The sequence below is a fragment of the Variovorax endophyticus genome (assembly GCF_025376855.1).
GTDB lineage: Bacteria > Pseudomonadota > Gammaproteobacteria > Burkholderiales > Burkholderiaceae_C > Variovorax.
The window spans coordinates 18,336-36,180 of record NZ_JAHUTH010000031.1 but is presented as its reverse complement, the minus strand read 5'-3'; the positions used below and the strand labels follow the sequence as shown (position 1 = coordinate 36,180).

General features: G+C 70.4%; 18 protein-coding genes. 1 reads left to right on the top strand and 17 read right to left on the bottom strand.

What is annotated here, in order from left to right; genetic code table 11:
* Positions 1-19: 19 nt before the first annotated feature.
* The 6 genes from kdpC to rrtA all read right to left on the bottom strand — a co-directional run bounded on the left by kdpC (position 20) and on the right by rrtA (position 5,548).
* Positions 20-601 (bottom strand): potassium-transporting ATPase subunit KdpC, encoded by a 582-nt coding sequence (gene kdpC / locus KV106_RS31560; RefSeq protein ID WP_057593564.1) that lies wholly within the window; start codon positions 599-601, stop codon positions 20-22.
* A gap of 12 nt (positions 602-613) precedes the next feature.
* Positions 614-2,791 (bottom strand): potassium-transporting ATPase subunit KdpB, encoded by a 2,178-nt coding sequence (gene kdpB / locus KV106_RS31555; protein ID WP_261215165.1) that lies wholly within the window; start codon positions 2,789-2,791, stop codon positions 614-616.
* A 13-nt stretch (positions 2,792-2,804) separates the two neighbouring features.
* The gene (gene kdpA, locus KV106_RS31550) at positions 2,805-4,610 is read right to left on the bottom strand and encodes a potassium-transporting ATPase subunit KdpA (RefSeq protein ID WP_261215159.1); all 1,806 of its coding nucleotides are present in this window, start codon (positions 4,608-4,610) and stop codon (positions 2,805-2,807) included.
* A 1-nt stretch (position 4,611) separates the two neighbouring features.
* On the bottom strand, positions 4,612-4,710 hold the full coding sequence (kdpF, locus tag KV106_RS31545; protein WP_057593567.1) for a K(+)-transporting ATPase subunit F: 99 nt from the start codon (positions 4,708-4,710) through the stop codon (positions 4,612-4,614).
* The gene (locus KV106_RS31540) at positions 4,707-4,829 is read right to left on the bottom strand and encodes a hypothetical protein (RefSeq protein ID WP_261215157.1); all 123 of its coding nucleotides are present in this window, start codon (positions 4,827-4,829) and stop codon (positions 4,707-4,709) included. Before KV106_RS31540 ends, kdpF begins: the two co-directional genes overlap by 4 nt.
* Positions 4,830-4,951: 122 nt before the next feature.
* Positions 4,952-5,548: a rhombosortase gene (gene rrtA, locus KV106_RS31535; RefSeq protein WP_261215155.1), complete on the bottom strand. Its 597-nt coding sequence runs from the start codon at positions 5,546-5,548 to the stop codon at positions 4,952-4,954.
* Positions 5,549-5,682: 134 nt separating this feature from the next.
* Here rrtA and KV106_RS31530 point away from each other — a divergent pair, with 134 nt between their 5' ends.
* Positions 5,683-7,824: a M14 family zinc carboxypeptidase gene (locus KV106_RS31530; protein ID WP_057598248.1), complete on the top strand. Its 2,142-nt coding sequence runs from the start codon at positions 5,683-5,685 to the stop codon at positions 7,822-7,824.
* Positions 7,825-7,842: 18 nt separating this feature from the next.
* Here KV106_RS31530 and KV106_RS31525 read toward each other — a convergent pair whose 3' ends face one another.
* From KV106_RS31525 to soxC, 11 genes are all read right to left on the bottom strand, one after another.
* A complete protein-coding gene (locus tag KV106_RS31525) occupies positions 7,843-8,244 on the bottom strand; it encodes a PaaI family thioesterase (RefSeq protein WP_261215153.1) in 402 nt (133 codons plus the stop codon).
* Between the two features lie 62 nt (positions 8,245-8,306).
* Positions 8,307-9,014 (bottom strand): phytanoyl-CoA dioxygenase family protein, encoded by a 708-nt coding sequence (locus KV106_RS31520; RefSeq protein WP_261215151.1) that lies wholly within the window; start codon positions 9,012-9,014, stop codon positions 8,307-8,309.
* Positions 9,015-9,064: 50 nt separating this feature from the next.
* The gene (locus KV106_RS31515) at positions 9,065-10,105 is read right to left on the bottom strand and encodes a MerR family transcriptional regulator (RefSeq protein WP_261215149.1); all 1,041 of its coding nucleotides are present in this window, start codon (positions 10,103-10,105) and stop codon (positions 9,065-9,067) included.
* A gap of 83 nt (positions 10,106-10,188) precedes the next feature.
* Positions 10,189-11,298 (bottom strand): YeeE/YedE family protein, encoded by a 1,110-nt coding sequence (locus KV106_RS31510; protein ID WP_093355170.1) that lies wholly within the window; start codon positions 11,296-11,298, stop codon positions 10,189-10,191.
* 50 nt (positions 11,299-11,348) lie between these two features.
* On the bottom strand, positions 11,349-13,076 hold the full coding sequence (gene soxB, locus KV106_RS31505) for a thiosulfohydrolase SoxB (RefSeq protein ID WP_261215146.1): 1,728 nt from the start codon (positions 13,074-13,076) through the stop codon (positions 11,349-11,351).
* A gap of 22 nt (positions 13,077-13,098) precedes the next feature.
* Entirely contained in the window at positions 13,099-13,764 is a 666-nt protein-coding gene (gene soxX, locus KV106_RS31500) for a sulfur oxidation c-type cytochrome SoxX (protein ID WP_057593575.1), read from the bottom strand.
* Between the two features lie 11 nt (positions 13,765-13,775).
* Positions 13,776-14,579 (bottom strand): sulfur oxidation c-type cytochrome SoxA, encoded by an 804-nt coding sequence (soxA, locus tag KV106_RS31495; RefSeq protein ID WP_057593576.1) that lies wholly within the window; start codon positions 14,577-14,579, stop codon positions 13,776-13,778.
* Between the two features lie 9 nt (positions 14,580-14,588).
* Positions 14,589-14,900, bottom strand: coding sequence for a thiosulfate oxidation carrier complex protein SoxZ (soxZ, locus tag KV106_RS31490; RefSeq protein ID WP_172705585.1), 312 nt, complete (start codon positions 14,898-14,900; stop codon positions 14,589-14,591).
* A 48-nt stretch (positions 14,901-14,948) separates the two neighbouring features.
* Entirely contained in the window at positions 14,949-15,404 is a 456-nt protein-coding gene (gene soxY, locus KV106_RS31485; RefSeq protein ID WP_057593578.1) for a thiosulfate oxidation carrier protein SoxY, read from the bottom strand.
* Between the two features lie 49 nt (positions 15,405-15,453).
* Complete coding sequence (locus KV106_RS31480; RefSeq protein WP_261215135.1) at positions 15,454-16,512, bottom strand: c-type cytochrome; 1,059 nt, start codon at positions 16,510-16,512, stop codon at positions 15,454-15,456.
* Positions 16,496-17,839: a sulfite dehydrogenase gene (gene soxC, locus KV106_RS31475; RefSeq protein WP_261215133.1), complete on the bottom strand. Its 1,344-nt coding sequence runs from the start codon at positions 17,837-17,839 to the stop codon at positions 16,496-16,498. The genes KV106_RS31480 and soxC overlap by 17 nt, the downstream gene beginning before the upstream one ends.
* Positions 17,840-17,845: the final 6 nt, after the last annotated feature.

Genomic DNA, 17,845 nt, shown 5'->3' with positions numbered 1-17,845 from the left:
CTTTGCCTGGGTCCGGGGTTCAGCGCTTGTCGAGCGCGAGGTTCAGCGCCAGCACGTTCACGCGCGGCTCGCCGAGCAGCCCCCACAGCGGCTGCTGGGTCTGGCGATCGATCAGCGCGTTGACTTCCCCCAGCGGCAGGCCGCGCTCGCGCGCGACGCGCGGTGCCTGGTAGCGCGCCGCAGCCGGGCTGATGTCGGGGTCGAGGCCGCTGCCCGAGGCCGTCACCAGGTCGACCGGCACCGGCGCGGTGTTGCCCGGGTCGGCCGCGCGCAGCGCTTCCACGCGCGCCTTCACGGCGTCGGTCAGGGCCGGGTTCAGCGGGCCCTGGTTCGCGCCCCCCGAGGCGCTGGCGTTGTAGGGCTGCGGCGCGGTGGCCGAGGGGCGGCCCCAGAAGTGCCTGGGGTCGCTGAAGTTCTGGCCGATCAGCTTCGAGCCGACGGTGGTGCCGTCGAGCACGATCAGGCTGCCGGCCGCCTGCGCGGGGAAGGCTGCCTTGGCGGCGCCGGTGACGGCCATCGGATAGATCAGGCCGGTGAGCGCGCTCAGCAGCGCGAAGACGACGATGGCGGGGCGGACGATGCCGCCGGTGGTGTTGCTCATGATGGGGACTCCTCAGACCAGGTGGACTGCCACCAGCAGCCAGTCGATCAGCTTGATGCCGATGAAGGGAACGAGCAGGCCGCCCAGGCCGTAGATGGCGAGGTTGCGGCGCAGCAGCGCGGCGGCGCCCACCGGCCGGTAACGCACGCCCTTGAGCGCCAACGGGATCAGGAACACGATCACCAGCGCGTTGAAGATCACCGCCGACAGGATGGCCGACGACGGGCTCGCGAGGCGCATCACGTTGAGCGCCGCGAGCTGCGGATAGGTCGAGACGAAGATCGCGGGAATGATCGCGAAGTACTTCGCCACGTCGTTGGCGATCGAGAAGGTGGTCAGCGAGCCGCGCGTCATCAGGAGCGCCTTGCCGGTCTCCACCACCTCGAGCAGCTTGGTCGGGTTCGAGTCCAGGTCGACCATGTTGCCGGCCTCCTTCGCGGCCTGGGTGCCGCTGCCCATGGCCACCGCCACGTCGGCCTGCGCGAGCGCGGGCGCGTCGTTGGTGCCGTCGCCGGTCATCGCGACCAGCCGGCCCTCGGCCTGGTACTTGCGGATCAGCGCCAGCTTGTCCTCGGGCGTGGCCTCGGCCAGGAAGTCGTCCACGCCGGCCTCGGCCGCGATCGCGGCGGCGGTGAGCTTGTTGTCCCCGGTGATCATCACCGTCTTGATGCCCATGCGGCGCAGCTCGGCGAAGCGCTCCTTGATGCCGGTCTTCACGATGTCCTTGAGCTCGACGATGCCGAGCACGCGGTCGCGCTCGGCCACCGCCAGCGGCGTGCTGCCGCGGCGCGAGGCCTCCTCGGCGGCGCGCAGCAGCTCGGGCGCCATCGTGCCGCCGAGCGCCTCGACGTGCCGGCGCACCGCCTCGACCGCGCCCTTGCGCAGCACGATGGGATCGGTGTCCAGGCTGTTCGGCGCGGCCGGCAGGTCGACGCCGCTCATGCGGGTCTGCGCGGTGAAGGCCACGAAACGAGCCCCCACGCTCGCCACTGCGTGTGCTTCGCTGCCCCCCGAGGGGGCGGCTTCGCCTCGGGACGGCCCGTCGGCGAAGCGCGCACCCTCGACCGGCACGGGTTCCAGCCCGTCGCGGCGCGCGAGCTCCACGATGCTGCGGCCCTCGGGCGTCTCGTCGGCCAGCGAGGCCAGCATGGCGGCGCGCGCGAGGCGTGCCTTGGTGACGCCGGGCGCCGGCAGGAAGGCGCTGGCCTGGCGGTTGCCGTGCGTGATGGTGCCGGTCTTGTCGAGCAGCAGCACGTCGACGTCGCCGGCGGCTTCCACCGCGCGGCCCGAGGTCGCGATCACGTTGGCCTGCATCATGCGGCTCATGCCCGCCACGCCCACGGCCGAGAGCAGGCCGCCGATGGTGGTGGGGATCAGGCACACCAGCAGCGCGACCAGCGCGGTCAGCGAGACCACCGTGCCGGCGCCCGCGGCTTCCACGCTGAACACCGAGAACGGCAGCAGCGTGACCGTGACCATCAGGAACACCAGCGTGAGCGCCACCAGCAGGATGGTCAGCGCGATCTCGTTGGGCGTCTTCTGGCGGCGCGCGGCCTCGACCATGCCGATCATGCGGTCGAGGAAGGACTCGCCCGGGTTCACCGCGATGCGCACCACCAGCCAGTCGGACAGCACGCGCGTGCCGCCGGTCACGGCCGAGAAGTCGCCGCCCGATTCGCGCACCACCGGTGCCGATTCGCCGGTGATGGCGCTCTCGTCGACCGAGGCCACGCCCTCGATCACCTCGCCGTCGAGCGGGACCACGTCGCCGGCCTCGACCAGCACCACGTCGCCCTTGCGCAGGTTGGGCGCCTGCTCCGGGAGCCACTTCGCATCGCGCTGCGGCTCGGCCAGCTTCTTGGCCCAGGTGTCCTTGCGCAGGCCGCGCAGCGAGGCGGCCTGGGCCTTGCTGCGGCCCTCGGCCAGCGCCTCGGCGAAGTTGGCGAACAGCACCGTGAACCAGAGCCACACGGTGACCGCGAGCACGAAGGTCGGCGACATGCCGGTGTCGCCCGGGAAGCTCAGCGTGTGGATCCACAGCAGCGTGGTGAGGATGCTCCCGATGTAGACGATGAACATCACCGGGTTGCGCCACTGGGTGCGCGGGTTCAGCTTGGCGAAGGCGCCGCGCAGCGCGGGGCGCACCAGTGCCGCGTCGAACAGCGACAGGGAAGTCTTGGTTGGGGTCATGGCGTGCTCCTCCTTACTTCCAGAGCACCAGGTGCTCGACGATCGGCCCGAGGGCCAGCGCCGGCACGTAATTGAGCAGGCCGACCAGCAGCACGGTGCCGATCAGCAGGGAAACGAACAGCGGCCCGTGCGTGGGCAGCGTGCCGGCCGTGACCGGCAGGCGCTTCTTGGCGGCCAGCGAACCCGCGATGGCGAGCACCGGCACGATCATCGCGAAGCGGCCGAACCACATCGCCAGGCCCAGCAGCGCGTTGTAGAAGGGCGTGTTGGCCGACAGGCCCGCGAAGGCGCTGCCGTTGTTGTTGGCGGCCGAGGTCAGCGCATAGAGGATCTCGGAGAAGCCGTGCGCGCCGGGGTTGGCGATGCCGGCCTTGCCCGCGCCCGAGGCCACCGCGATGGCGGTGCCCACGAGCACCAGGATCGGCGTCACCAGGATCGCGATCGACAGCAGCTTCATCTCGCGCACCTCGATCTTCTTGCCGAGGTACTCGGGCGTGCGGCCGATCATCAGCCCGGCGATGAACACCGCGAGCATCGCGAAGATCAGCATGCCGTACAGGCCCGAGCCGACGCCGCCGAACACCACCTCGCCGAGCTGCATCAGCACCAGCGGCACCAGGCCGCCGATCGGCGTCAGCGAGTCGTGCATGAGGTTGACCGCGCCGCACGAGGCGGCCGTGGTCACGGCGGCGAACAGCGCCGAGGCATCGATGCCGAAGCGCACCTCCTTGCCTTCCATGTAGCCGCCCGACTGCAGCGCGCCCGCGGCCTGGTCGACGCCCAGCGGCGCGAGCAGCGGGTTGCCGCCCTGCTCGGCCGACGTGAGCACCGCCACCGCGACCACGAACATGACCGCCATCGCCGCGAACACCGCCCAGCCCTGGCGCATGTCGCCCACCACGCGGCCGAAGGTGAAGCACAGCGCGGCCGGGATCAGGAAGATCGCCAGCATCTGCAGCAGGTTCGACAGCGCGGTCGGGTTCTCGTAGGGATGCGCCGAGTTGGCGTTGAAGAAGCCGCCGCCATTGGTGCCGATCATCTTGATCGCCTCCTGCGAGGCGACCGGGCCCATGGCCAGCGTCTGCGTCGCGGTGGTGGCGTCCTCCATCACCGGCGCGCCCTTGTCGTCCTTCAGCGGCTGGCCGTCGGGGCCGGCCTTGGGCTGCTGGAACGCGGTCGTCTCGAGCGTGTCGACGGCCTTGTACGCGTCGAAGTTCTGGATCACGCCCTGGCCCACCAGCGCCACCGCCAGCACGAAGGAGATCGGCACCAGCACCCACAGCGTGACGCGCACGATGTCGGCCCAGAAGTTGCCGACCAGGCCGCGGCCCTGTCCTTCGCCGCGGCGCGCGAAGCCGCGCACCAGCGCGAACGCCACCGCGATGCCGGTCGCGGCCGACACGAAGTTCTGCACCGTGAGGCCGAGCATCTGCGTGAGGTAGCTCATCGTCGACTCGCCCGCGTAGCCCTGCCAGTTGGTGTTGGCGACGAAGCTCACGGCGGTGTTGAAGGCCGAGTCGGGCGACACCGCGCCCATGCCGGCCGGATTGAGCGGCAGCAGGCCCTGCAGCCGCTGCAGGCCGTAGACCACGATCGCGCCGACCGTGTTGAAGGCCAGCAGCGCCAGCGCATAGACGCGCCAGCTCATCGACTGCGCCGGCGCCACGCCGGCCAGCTTGTAGAAGGGGGACTCCACGCGCGCCATCCAGCGCGGCACGCGTTCGTTGCACAGCGCCGCGAGGAAGCGGCCGACCGGCCAGGCCAGCAGCAGCAGCAGCGCGAAGAAGAGGGCCAGCAGGCCCCAGGCGGAACCCGTCATTTCAGAATTCCTCGGCGCAGATCAGCGCGAAGACCAGGTAGGCGAACAGCACCACGGCGATCAGCGCGCCGAAGCCGTAGAGGACGTCGAGGCCGATCACGATGCCTCTCCCTCTTTCGCCGCCGGCGGGTTCAGTCCCTCGAGCCGGTTCAGCCCGACGACCATGGCCGCCACCACGACCCACAGCGCCAGCAAGGCGCCCATCCAGACGATGTCCATGCATCACTCCTGCTATCAAAAAGATGAATGGCAGTCTCGGCAGATGCGCGTCAAAACGGGGGAAAGAGTCGGTGGGGGGCCGTAAAGAAAGCGTAAAAACGCCCGCGCGGGGCGGCTTCGGATCAGGCGCTGGAGCGGCCGCGCAGCGCCTGCGCGAGAACCAGCAGCACGGCGCAGGCCGCGCCATAGAGATGCGCCTGCACCAGCACCTCGCCGCCGATCAATGCACGCTGGGCCTCGGTGGGCTCGCTCCACAGCTGCCAGCCGATGCGGACCACGACCACCGCCAGCGCGACGCGGGCCACCAGGTCGCCGCGCCAGGCCTGCGGCGCGAGCACCCAGACGAACAGGCCATAGAGCACGCCCGACAGCCCCGCGTAGTCCGCGACCCGGGGCGATGCCACCAGTAGCAGGGCGCTCACGCCGAGCGCCAGCGCGACGAAGGCGCCGGCCCAGGCGCGCGCGCCGGCGCGGTCCTTCGCGAACGCCGCGCACACGGCCAGCCCGCCGAGGTTCAGCAGGCAATGCATCCAGCCGAGGTGCACCAGGTGCGCCGTGAGCAAACGCCAGAGCTGCCCGCCGAGCACGGCCGGACGCTCGTAGCGCAGCGCCTCGTACACCGGTTCGCCGCCCGCCTGCAGCGCGAGCATCAGGCACGCAAGCACCAGGGGGCCGCGCCAATGCGCGGGCACCGGCGAGGAGGACGGCGGGTCTTGCATGCGCGGCAGTGTATCGGCGCGACTTGCACAGCCTGCCCGCGCGCGAAATCCGGGTAATCACTATCGAACCCCGGCGGAGGGGCCTTCAAGCTGTGGTCGGCCAATTTTTGTTCAACAAAACAAGGGGAATTGTCATGAGGATCAGTCATCGCATCTCACGTCCCGCGCAATGGTCCATCGCGCTCGCGGCCGCCCTCGTGGCCGGCCATCCGGTGTCGGCGCAGTCGCCCGACACCGCCGACTGGGTCCAGGTCTATTCGATCGTCGTGCCCTACTCCAACGACAACGATCTCAACGCCCTGACCCGGCTGCTGGACCATGCCTACGTGGACCAGAAGGCCCGTACGGTGTCGGCGGAGGTCGGCCCGGGCGAACTGGCGCAGCTGCGGATGCTGGGCCTTCCCGTGCAGATCAACGAGGCCGAGACGGCCCGGATCCGCGACTACATCACCAAGGGCGTGGGCAAGCAGGCCTCGCCCGCACCGGACACCACGCCGGGCACGAAGAAGATCTCCGACGGCGGTTCGCACGCGGCCTGCTACCGCACGGTCGGACAGGTCTACACCAGCTTCGACGAGCTGGCCGCCAAGTACCCGAAGCTGGTGAAGGTGCAGACCCTCGGCAAGACCTGGATGGGCGGGCAGTACCAGAAGCCCGGCACGGACTCCGACAACAACGCCAATTCGTCCTGGGTCAACCTGCTGGTCAAGTACCTGCCCGCGAGCGTTCTCAACACCTTCAACCTGAGCCTGTTTCCCACCGAGCCCTACCCGATCCGCGTGATCGTGGCCGGCAACTTCGAGAAGCAGGACGCGCAGGCGGCCAAGCCGCCGAACATGGTCTGGACCGGCGGCATCCACGCGCGCGAATACGCCCCGCAGGAAGTCGGCATGAAGTACATCGAGTGGCTGCTCGACAACTACGAGACCGACGCGAACGCCCGCATGATGCTGGACAGCAACCGCTACCACTTCATCGTCCACAACCCCGACGGCCGCTCGATCGCCGAGCAGCAGATCACGGCCCGGCAGCGCAAGAACACCAACTACGCCACGGCGGCCTGCAGCACGGTGCGCAGCGGCGGGGTCGACCTGAACCGCAACTACCCGTTCGGCTGGCGCACGGGCGGGCCCGGTGCTTCCGACAACCAGTGCGCCGAGGACTACCGCGGCACCGCGGCCGTCTCCGAGCCCGAGACGCAGGTGGTGCTCGACTACGTGCGCGGCAGCTGGAACCAGGCGGCCTGCAAGTGGGAGGGCGGCGCGCTTCCCGACGGCCGGCCCAAGAGCGCGACCTATTGCAACGCGCAGAACCGCGACAACGGCGGTGCCGGCGAATTCGACTGGAAGACCGGCGCCGACGAGAACTACGGCGGCGGGGTGTTCATCGACCTGCACAGCGCGGCACGCGCCATCCTCTGGTCCTGGGGCGTGCGGCGCTCCGAGAACGAGAACAACATCCAGACGCCCAACAACCTCGGGCTGGCCACCATCGCGCAGCGCATGGCCTATCACAACAAGTACTCGGCGCAACAGGTGCTGGGCTACGACACCGAGGGCACGACCAAGGACGCCATTTACGGCTACCTGGGCGCGCCTTCGTACACGGTGGAGATGGGCCGCTCCTTCTACGAGAGCTGCGACAACTTCAACAAGGAGGTCTATCCCGAGAACTTCAACGGCTTCCACTACCTGAGCCGCGTGCTGTACCGGCCCTACCAGCTGCCGCAGGGACCGGACACGGTCGACGTGAAGATCGACGCCGAGGCCGTGCAGGTGGGCGCGAAGGCGCAAGTCACCGCGACCGTGGACGACAACCGCTACCTCTATTCGAAGCCCGGCCAGTCGGACATCCCGGCGCCGCCGGTCCCGGTCGTCAAGAAGATCAAGACCGCGCTGGCCTATGTCGGCAAGCTGCCGTGGGAGGCCGGCGCGGTCGGCATCCCGCTGGCGCTCTCGGCCTCGGACCAGGCCAGCCCCGGCTTCGAGGAAGCGACCCGGACCGCGAGCGGCATGCTCGACACCACGGGCCTCGCGCCGGGCCGCCACATGGTCTACGTGCAGGGCATCAACGAGGACGACAAGCCCGGCTCGGTGTCGGCCGCGTTCCTGAACGTCAAGGCCGCGCCCGGGGTCACACCGGAGCAACCCGAGCAGCCGGTGATGCCGATCGCGTTCCCCTTCCGCAAGAGCGGGGGCGCGCTGGACCTGGTCGACCTGGCGCTGGCCGCGCTCGGCGTGGCGGGCCTGGTGGCCGCGCGCCGGCGTCGTCGCTGATAGCGCGAGGCAAGCGGGTCAGGCGCCTCGCCGGACCAGCTTGCCCGTGGACGAGGCGCGCGCGATCAGCCGGCCGTCGAGCGCCCAGAGGTCGGCTTCGAGGAACACCACGCTGCGGCCCCAGCGCAGGATGCGCGCCTCGGCCTCGAAGCTGGCGACGTCGGCCCGGTCGAGGAACGAGATCTTGAGCTCGAGGCTCGCGAGGCCGGCCTCGGTGTCCTTCGCGTTCACCGCGAAGGCCATCGCGCAATCGAGCCATGCGGTGACCAGCCCGCCCTGCACCACCGTGCCGTTGCTGTGCGCGAACTCGGGCCGCGCCACGAAACGCACGCGCGCGAGGCCGGCCTCGGCATCGCTGCGCAGCAGCTGCGAAAAGCCGATGGTGTGCATCAGCGCGCTCGGGAATTTTTCGTTATCCATGCAGGAATTTTCGCGTGGCCGGTGCGCCGCGCCATGACGCCTCGGCGTCTTGTCGCGGCGCGTCAGGTGCCGAAGATGCAGCGCGTGGTCGCCATCATCCGCGGCTGCTTCGTCGCGTTGACCGAGGGCGTGTGCAGCACGCGCATGTCCATCAGGAACACGTCGCCGGCGCGGCCGCACATCTCGACGATGGCCAGGCCCTGCTCGCCCAGGCGGCGCTCCAGGTCCATCGGGTCCTTGAGCAGTTCGCGCAGCGCGGGTTGCGAATCCGAGGCCGGCCGACGCGTGTCGATGCGGTGCGAGCCCGCGAGCGCGAGCGTGGCGCCGCCATGCGGTGCCACGTCGTCGATCAGGAAGAAGGCCTGCACGCCGGGCAGCGGATCCTGCGGCCGCGCCGCGAGGTCCACATGCCAGTTCAGGGCCTGCAGGGTCCAGTCGCCTTGCCCTGGCGGCGACAGCAGCAGCTGCGTGCCCTGGGGGCCCGCCGCGGGCGGCGACGCGAGGCCGCCGAGCTCGGCGACGAGATCGAGCAGCGCCGGCGTGACCAGGGCTTCATGCAGGCCGGGCACGTTGACGAGCGCGGAGAGCTTGCCGATCTGCTGGAACAGCGGCAGGCGCCGCACCGCGCCCATCCCGCCCTTGGCGCCAGCCATGCGCTTGAGCTCGTCGCGCAGCTTCTCGCGCAGCGGGGCCACGCGGGACTTCGGGTGGAGGCCTTCGAGGTGGAGACAGCCGTGGGTCTTGAAACGATCGATCTGCGTGGGGCTCATGGAAGCATCGGGAGCAACTGCCGCCAGTGGAACACGCTGGCGGCCCGGCGTCAGCCGGCGGGATCCGACACCGTCGGCCGCCACGCGATCACGCCCTGCGTGCGCGCGCGCACCTCGGGTGTCGCGAGGCAGGTGGCGACGGCCTCGTAACCGGGTGCGCCTTCGAACGGCGCGACATAGGTCGGCGGGCTGTGATTCGCCGGGCACAGCAGGATCGACTCGAGCGCGCCGACCGCCGCGAGATCGAGGAAGGCACTGGAGCGCGTGAGCAGGAACAGCGGCCGCGCCCCGGCGCCGCGGCGGCGCAGGTGGGCGATCAGCGCTTCCTGGGTCGCGTGGTCGAGGCCCTGTTCCACCATGTCGACGACGATGGCGGCGGGGCCTTCGCCTTCGAGGCCGGCCAGCAGCGCGACCAGGGCTTCGGATCCGGTGGCACCGTCCTCCACGAGCCAGGCCAGCGCGGCATCGACGCGCGCGCGCAGGCCGGCGTCCTCGCGCAACCGCGTGGCGGTGGCATCGCCCTCGGCGCGGTCCAGCGGCAGGAAGACCGCGCCCGGAAAACGCTCGGCGATGCGCAGCGCGAGCCGCGTCTTGCCGCTGCCCAGCGGGCCGACGATATGGTTGATGGGCCGGATGTCGTTCAGCGCGAAGCGTTCGCCGCCCCAGGGCCAGGGCAGTTCGAACTCGAGCGCGGGTCGGGTGTCGGGCTGCAGCAGGCGCGCGAGTTCGCCGGGCGCGGGCAGGCGTCCGCGCGCGAGTTCGTCGCGCAGGCCGCGCACTCTGTCCAGCGTGGCGTCGAGCTCTCGCGCCTTGGCTTCGAGCGCCGCCTGATGCGCCGCCAGGGCCGGTGCCAGCCCTTGCGCGTCGCCCTGGAGCACGCGCGCCACCTGCGCGAGGCTCAAGCCCAGCGCGCGCAGCGCGACGATCTCGGTGGCACGCGCCATCTCGGCGGGCCCGTAGGAACGCCAGCCCGCGGCCGTGCGCGCCGGCACCAGCAGGCCGCGCTGCTCGTACAGCCGCAGGGCCTTGGCGGACACGCCGAGCCGGCGCGCGGCCTCGGACGGGTTCAGGAAACGGGACGAAGGGGTCACGGAATCACCTCGGTGTCTGCTGCGATGCCGTCTTTATCGAGGTGGCCGCAGGGGCCGGGTCAAGCATGGCGCACCCCACGCACTCAAAGATCGCGCTGCAGCTGCCAGGCCTGGTACTTGAGGCTCGCCACCGCGCCCGCGACGATGCCGACGATCGCGGGCAGGCTCGCGAGGCTCAGCGTGGAGAGCGCGCTCAGGCCCTGGCCGATGGTGCAGCCCATGGCGGTGACGCCGCCGATGCCCATCAGCACGGCGCCGCCCAGGTGGTGCGCGAGGTCGCCGCTGCCGGCGAAGCCCTCCCAACGGAACTCGCGCGTCCATAGCGCCTGCGCGGCGGCACCCACGATCACGCCGGCCACCGAGGCGATGCCCAGGGTCAGCAGTTTGTTGGCGTCGCTGTAGAACATCAGCCAGTCGAGCGCATAGGCCACGGGCGTGACGAAGCTCAGCGCCTCGGCGCGGCCGGAGTTGGTGGCGAGGAACACGTGCTCGAGCGTGAGCGGATGCTCCTCGACCACGGCCCAGTGGCCGCTGAGCCACCAGGCGGCCACCACCAGCGCGCCGATGGCGAGCCCGCCCGCGAGGCTGCGCGCATCGCGCCGGCCCCAGGCGGCCCAGGCGATCAGCGCGCCACCCGCGACCAGACCGATCGCGAGCCGCAGCGGCGCGGCCTGCATGCGCAGCGCGCCGGCCAGCACCTCGGGCAGCGAGGCATTGACGGCGAGCTCCAGGTGCACCGCGTCGACGGTGGCCACGCGCAGCACGGCGGTGATGCCCTTGAGCGTGGCGAAGGCCGCGATGCCCATCACCAGCAGCACGACCAGCGCCTTGAGGCTGCCGCCGCCGACGCGCACCAGCGTCTTGTTGCCGCAGCCCGAGGCCAGCACCATGCCGAAGCCGAACAGCAGGCCGCCGACCAGCGCCGAGAGCCAGAGGATGCGGTTCGATGCATAGAGCGTGCGGTCGGCATCGACCCAGCCCGCGAACACCAGCGCCGAGAAGCCGATCAGCGCGACGCCGCCGGCCGCGGCCCATTGCCGCACGCGCGTCCAGTCGCCGAGGTTGACCACGTCGCTGATCGCGCCCATGGTGCAGAAGCGCGTGGCGCGTGCCACGGCGCCGAACACGGCCGAGAGCGCGAAGGCGGCCGCGAGCGCGAACGAGGTGAGGAGGGAGACCTGTTCGACAGACATGCGGCGATTCTAGGGAGCGCGGCGTGCGGCCACGCTCCCACCCGCGGCCCTCAGGCCAGCCCCGGATTGGGCGCGACGTTCTTCAGCACCGGCGCCTCGGGCGCGCGCGCGGCCACCACCTTGCGCGACTTCAGCCAGGGCTCGATCACCTCCCACACCGGCTTGTTGCCGGCGCTGCGCGCCTCCTCGCTCACCGGCGCCCAGCCCGCGACCTTGTAGGTGCGGCCGGCCTCGATGGGCTTGCCGTCCAGGCGCATGTCCTGGATGCGCTGCCCCATCGCGGCCGTCGGGTCGCAGGCGTACTGCAGACCGCCCACGCGCACCATGTCGCCGCCCTGCTGGTAGTAGGGGTCGGGGTTGAACAGGTTGTCGCAGACGTCCTCGAGCACGGTCTTGAGCATCTCGCCGCTCATCGGCGTGACGGTGGCGTACGAGTAGGTGGTGGCGGTCATGTCCATCAGCCATTCGCGCGTGATGGGCTGGCCCGGCAGCAGCGAGGTGCCCCAGCGGAAGCCCGGCGAGAAGGCGATCGGCGCGTCCTGCACCTCCATCAGCGCGTCGAGCAGCAGCTGGTCGCCGGTGCCGTTGAAGTTGCCGCGCCGGTACAGCGTGCCGTCGGTGTGGGCCAGGGTTTCGGACAGCTTGGCTTCGTAGGGCGCGCGGATGCGCGCGATCAGCGCGTCCATCTCGCGGTCGGCCGGGATCAGGTCTGAGAACACCGGCAGCAGGCGATAGCGGAAGTCGCTGACCTTCTTGCCCTTGACCTCGAAATCGAGCACGCCGAGGAACTTGCCGTTGGAGCCGCCGTTGACCACGATGGTCTGGCCGCCGGCATTGCTCACCAGCGTGGGCATGGGCGTGCCGTCGTGCGTGTGGCCGCCGAGGATGGCGTCGACGCCGCGCACGCGGCTGGCCATCTTGAGATCCACGTCCATGCCGTTGTGCGAGAGCACGACCACCACCTGCGCGCCCTTGGCACGCGCCTCGTCCACCACGCGCTGCAGGTTGTCGTCCTGGATGCCGAAGGTCCAGTCGGCCACCATGTAGCGCGGGTTGGCGATCGGCGTGTAGGGAAAGGCCTGGCCCACGATGGCGCAGGGCACGCCGTTGATCTCGCGCATGACGTAGGGCTTGAAGACCGGGTCGCCGAAGTCGGCGGTCTTGACGTTCTGCGCGACGAACTCGACGCGGCCCGCAAAGTCCTTCTCGATGATCTCCTTCACGCGCTCCATGCCGTAGGTGAACTCCCAGTGCCCGGTCATCACGTCGACGCCGAGCAGCTTGCAGGCATCGACCATGTCCTGCGCCTGGGTCCACAGCGAGGTGGCCGAGCCCTGCCAGGTGTCGCCGCCGTCGAGCAGCAGCGCGCCGGGCCGGCTGGCCTTGAGCTGCTTCACCAGGGTGGCCAGGTGCGCAAAGCCGCCGACCTTGCCATAGCGCTGCGCCGCGCGGTCGAAGTCGAGGTGCGTGAGCGCATGCGCCACGCGCGTGCCCGGTGCCACGCCCGCGGCCTTGAGCAGCTGCTCGCCGACCAGGTGCGGCACCTTGCCGCGCATGCTGCCCAGGCCGATGTTCACGCTGGGCTCGCGGAAGTACAGCGGCTTGAGCTGCGCATGGCAGTCGGTCATGTGCAGCAGCGACACGTTGCCGAAGCGCGGCAGCGCGTACATCGCATCGACGGCACCGGCCGCGCCGGCGCTGTCGTGGCGCCCCAGGCCCAGGCCGGCCACGCTGCCGGCACCCAGCAGTTGCAGGAACTCGCGCTTGGAAAGGTTCATGGAAGCGGCGGGCCCTCTGCGTCTATCGGTTGACCGGCGACTTCGGATCGAGCAGCAGCCCCATCACGTCGCGGATCTGCGCTTCGTCGAGGATGCCCGAGTGGCCGACGCGCGGCATGTTCGAGCAGGCGTTGTAGGCGCGCGCATTCCAGAGCTTGCCCCAGGTGTACTCGACGATCGGCTTCGAGGCCGCGGCCGCCGGGTCGCTCACGCCGCGCAGCTTGCCGTACTGGTAGAGGCTGGGACCGAGGGTGCCGAAGGAGATCTCCTCCTTCGACATCTGGTGGCAGTTGTAGCAGTTGCCGCCGTTGGCCGGCCCCTTGGCGGAGGCGGCCGCGTCGGTCCAGGTCAGGCCGCGTCCGTTCTGCGCGATCTTCTCGCCCTCGCGCCAGTCGCCGACGAACCTGCCGTCGGCGGGCCAGCGGATGGTCTTCATGTTGGCCGCCTCGATCTCCTTGGCGGTCTTCTCGTCGAGCGGCTTGCCGCTGGCGTCGGCCTCGCTGCAGGCGCGGTTGGCCGGGTCCTGCACGAGGCGGTCGACCTTGGCGATGCCCTGGTCGCGGAACGAGCTCTTCAGGGCCTCGGCGGTGTAGCGGTCGATGTCGGCGGCGCTGTCGGCGCTCGCGCAGCCGAACAGGGCCAGCGCGCAGGCGGCCGCGACGGCACCCAGGATGTGGTCGGCATTCATGTCGCGTTCCTTCAGCGCTTGATGGCCGGGGCCGTGGTCTTCACGCCCTTGCCGTTGACGCCCATGTACACGGCCAGCGCGATGGTCGCGTCGCTGGCATAGCCCGGGTAGGGAAAGCGCTGCTGGCGAAAGCAGTCGTTGAGCCGCCGCTGCATGCCCCAGAGCTCGCCCGAGGACACGCGGTAGGCCGGCCAGGCACCGAAGCCGTCGCCGGCGCCGGGGCTCTTCGTGAGGTTCGGCAGGTCCTGCAGCCGGATGCGCTTGTCGTCGGCGCCATGGCAGGTGGCGCAGGCGAAGTCGTGCGGTCCGGCGCGCAGGAAGAACAGGCGCTTGCCCACCTCGTAGGCGCGGCGCTCGCTCGCATGCGACTGCGGCAGGTTGAGCGCCATGCCTTTCGACTCGGCCGAGATCCAGGCCACCAGCGCCTCGAGGTTCTTCTGCTCGCCGCTGCCGAACGGCGTCTTCGCGATCTCGGCGGCATCGAAGCCCTGCAGGGTCTGCATGCAGGTCAGCAGGCGCGACTCCATGTCCTGCACGCGACCGGTGTCGGCGAAGTGGCGCGGCAGCTCGGCGAACGCGCCCTTGACCACGCCCGGGCCCTTGCCGAGGTCGCACTTCTCGAGCGAGGCGCCCTTGGGCCCGCGCTTCTGCTTCCAGAGGTCTTCGCCCTTGGCCTCGAACAGCTCGGCCGGATTGCCGTCCTGCAGCAGCGCGCGGTACTCGGCGATGCCTTCGGCGGTGGTCTTCTGCGCGGCGGCGTGCAGCGACAGGCTGCCCGCCAGCAGCAGCAGGCACGGGAGTGGGATCTTGCGCATGGCGGCCGCCTAGCTGACGGTGGCTTCGTCGGTGCGGGTGTCGCCGCGGTTGTCCTTCCAGGTCACCGAGATCTTGTCGCCCGCCTTCGCGCCCTTGAGCGTGAACTGCATGAACGGGTTCTTCGAGACCGCGGGGCCCCAGTCGGCCGTGAGCACGGTCTTGCCGTTGAGCGAGGCCGTGACCTCCTGGATGAACCAGGCCGGGATGGTCTTGCCGGCGGCGTCCTTGCGCTGGCCGGTTTCCATCTCGTGCGCCATCAGGATGCGGACGGTCGTCTTGTCGCCCGCGGCCTGGGCGCGGATGCGCATGGGATCTGCCATGGTGGGTCTCCTTCTCTCGTTGTTTCTTCGTGGGGGACGGCGCGCGCGTCAGCCGCCGCAGCCGCCCAGCGTGACCTTGACTTCCTTCTTCGCGAACAGCGCCTTGCCGTCGTTCATGACGGCGATCGCGTACACGTCGGAGGACTGGCCCAGCTTGGCGCGCGTGGTGAAGTTCGGCTCGACGAACTCCGAGGTGTTGAAGATCGCGACCACCGCGTTCGGGTTCTTCTCGACCAGCAGCATCAGCTGCTTCACGCCGGCCAGCGAGGTCGCGACACTGAGCGGCACCACGGCGCCGTTCTCGGCGATGTCGGGGCCGGTGATCGTGACCTCCTTGCTCTCGGTGGGCGTGCCCGCGCCCACGGCCTTGAGCGCATCGGCCACGCTCTTGGCCTCGAAGGCTTCCTTGGTGTAGGCCAGCGCGCTGGCCGGCAGCCAGGCGCCGGTGGCGGCGAGGCCCGCGAGCGCGGCGGACTGCTGGAGGATCTGTCTGCGGTTCTTCATGGCTTGTCTCCTGTCGAATCGATGGTGGGCCGGGTGCGTGGCTGCCGCGTCATGGCCCGGCGCTTTCGGCGAGCCAGCGCGCGACGGCCCTGGCATCGTCGTCGCCGATGGTCTGCGGCGGCATCGGGATCGCACCCCATACGCCGCTGCCGCCGCTCTTGATCTTCTCGAGCAGGTGGTCGACCTGGCCCGGGTATTTCTTCGCGATGTCGGAGAAGGCGGGGCCGACGAGCTTCTGCGTCATGCCGTGGCAGGCGACGCAGCTGTTCTTCTCGAGCACGGCGAGCGGGGCCTTGGAGGCCGGTGCCGCCGCGGCGGGGGCACCGGCCTTCGCGGCCGGCGCGGTGTCGATGCCGCGCTGCGGGCCCACCAGCCGGTTCTGCTCGGCGAGGTTGCCGTGGCTGCCGCGCGCATGCGGCGGCAGCTGCGACACGGTCTGCGTGGCCGGCACGCAGTCGCGCATGCAGGCGACCGCCGTCACGTCGGGTTTCGCCGCGCGGCCGAACTCGTTGCCGGGCCACATCGCGTGCGCGGTGGTGGTGCCGTCGCGGTTCGGCATGCGCGCCTGCACCTCGCGGATGTTGCGGTCCGACAGCGTGAAGTCGTCGGGCACGATGCCGCCGAGGTTCAGCATGTAGGCGGTGACGGCGAACACGTCGTCGGGCGTCAGCGACTTGGGCTGGTTCCAGGGCATGGCGCGGTAGACGTAGTCCCAGACGGTCGAGAGGCTCGCCACCTTCATCAGCGTGGTGCGGCCCGGGAAGGCCGGGTCCTTGAGCCGCGCGACGTGGCCGGTCTTGATGTCCTCGGCCGTGGTGCCGCCGACGATGGGGCTGAACACCTGGTTCGATTCGCCGAACACGCCGTGGCAGGAGGCGCACTTGCTTTCCCACAGGTCCTGGCCGCGCGCGACCGAGCCCGAGCCCTTGGGCAGGCCCTTGAAGTCGGGGCGCACGTCGATGTCCCAGGCGGCCACTTCCTTTGGCGTGGCGTCGCGCCCGATGCCCGGGTAGGCGGCCTTCGGCTGCGCCCAGGTGGCGATGCAGACGCCGCAGCCCGCGAGCGCCAGCAGCGCGCGCAGCACGATGCGGCTAGCCGAGCTGGACATTCGCCACCTCCCCGCTCGCCTGCACCTGCCAGGACTGGATCGCGTTGTTGTGATAGATCGATCGCGTGCCGCGCACCGCGCGCAGCTGGCGGTAGCCGGGCTGCACGTAGCCGGTGTCGTCCATCGCGCGGCTCTGGATGATGGCCGGCGAACCGTCCCACACCCAGTCGATGTTGAAGCGCGTGAGGCACTTCGAGAGCACCGGCGACTCGAGCCGCGCGCTGCGCCAGTTGCGCCCGCCGTCCACGCTGACGTCGACGCGCTTCACCTTGCCGCGCCCCGACCAGGCGAGGCCGGTGATGTTGTAGAAGCCCTTGTCCAGCAGCATCTGCCCGCCCGAGGGCGTGGTCACCACGCTCTTGCATTCCTGCACGCTCGTGTACTGGCGGTGCTGGCCGTCGGGCATCAGGTCGACGTAGTGCACGGTCTCGTCCTTGGTGCCGTAGGGCATGTCGCCGAGCTCGATGCGACGCAGGTACTTGACCCAGCTCACGCCCTGCACGCCCGGCACCACCAGGCGCAGCGGGTAGCCCTGCTCGGGCCGCAGCATCTCGCCGTTCTGGCCGTAGGCCACCAGCACCTCGCCCGAGCGCACCAGGCTCATCGGGATGGTGCGCGTCATCGAGGAGCCGTCGGCGCCCTCGGCCAATACGAAGCGCTCGCCCTTGAGGTCGGCGCCGGCCATCTCGAGCAGCGTGATCAACGGCACGCCCGTGAACTCGCTGCACGAGAGCATGCCGTGCGTGTACTGCGCGGTGGGCACGGCGACGTTGCCCCATTCCATGCCGGTGTTGGCGCCGCATTCGATGAAGTGGAAGCGCGACACCGAGGGCAGCCGCATCAGCTCGTCGAGCGTGAAGACCTTGGCGGCCTTCACGAGGCCGTTGACCATCAGGCGGTGCTTCGACGGATCGATGTCCCACCAGCCCTGGTGATGGCGCTCGAAGTGCAGGCCGCTGGGCGTGACGATGCCGAACAGCGACTGCAGCGGCGCGAACGAGACCGAGGCTTGCGCGGTCGGCGTGAGGCCGGGGCTCTGACGGCGCTGCACGTTGGCCTCGTACTTCGAGGGCTTGCCGTAGCCGTCGGTGACCACGGGCTGGCCGAGGCCGGTGCTGTGCGCGGGCAGCTGGAGGATCGCCGGATCGCCATCGGCCTGCGCGAGCGCCGCCGTTGCCGCGCCGCCCGCGACGGCGGCCGCGAAGGCGCCGCGGATGAAATCGCGGCGGCCCTTGCGCGCTTCCGAGAACACGGTGCGCACGCCCTGCGCGTCGACGAAGTTCTCGGGTGCCTTGCGCACCTGGCCGGGCTGCTGGATGGTCGTCATCGCAGG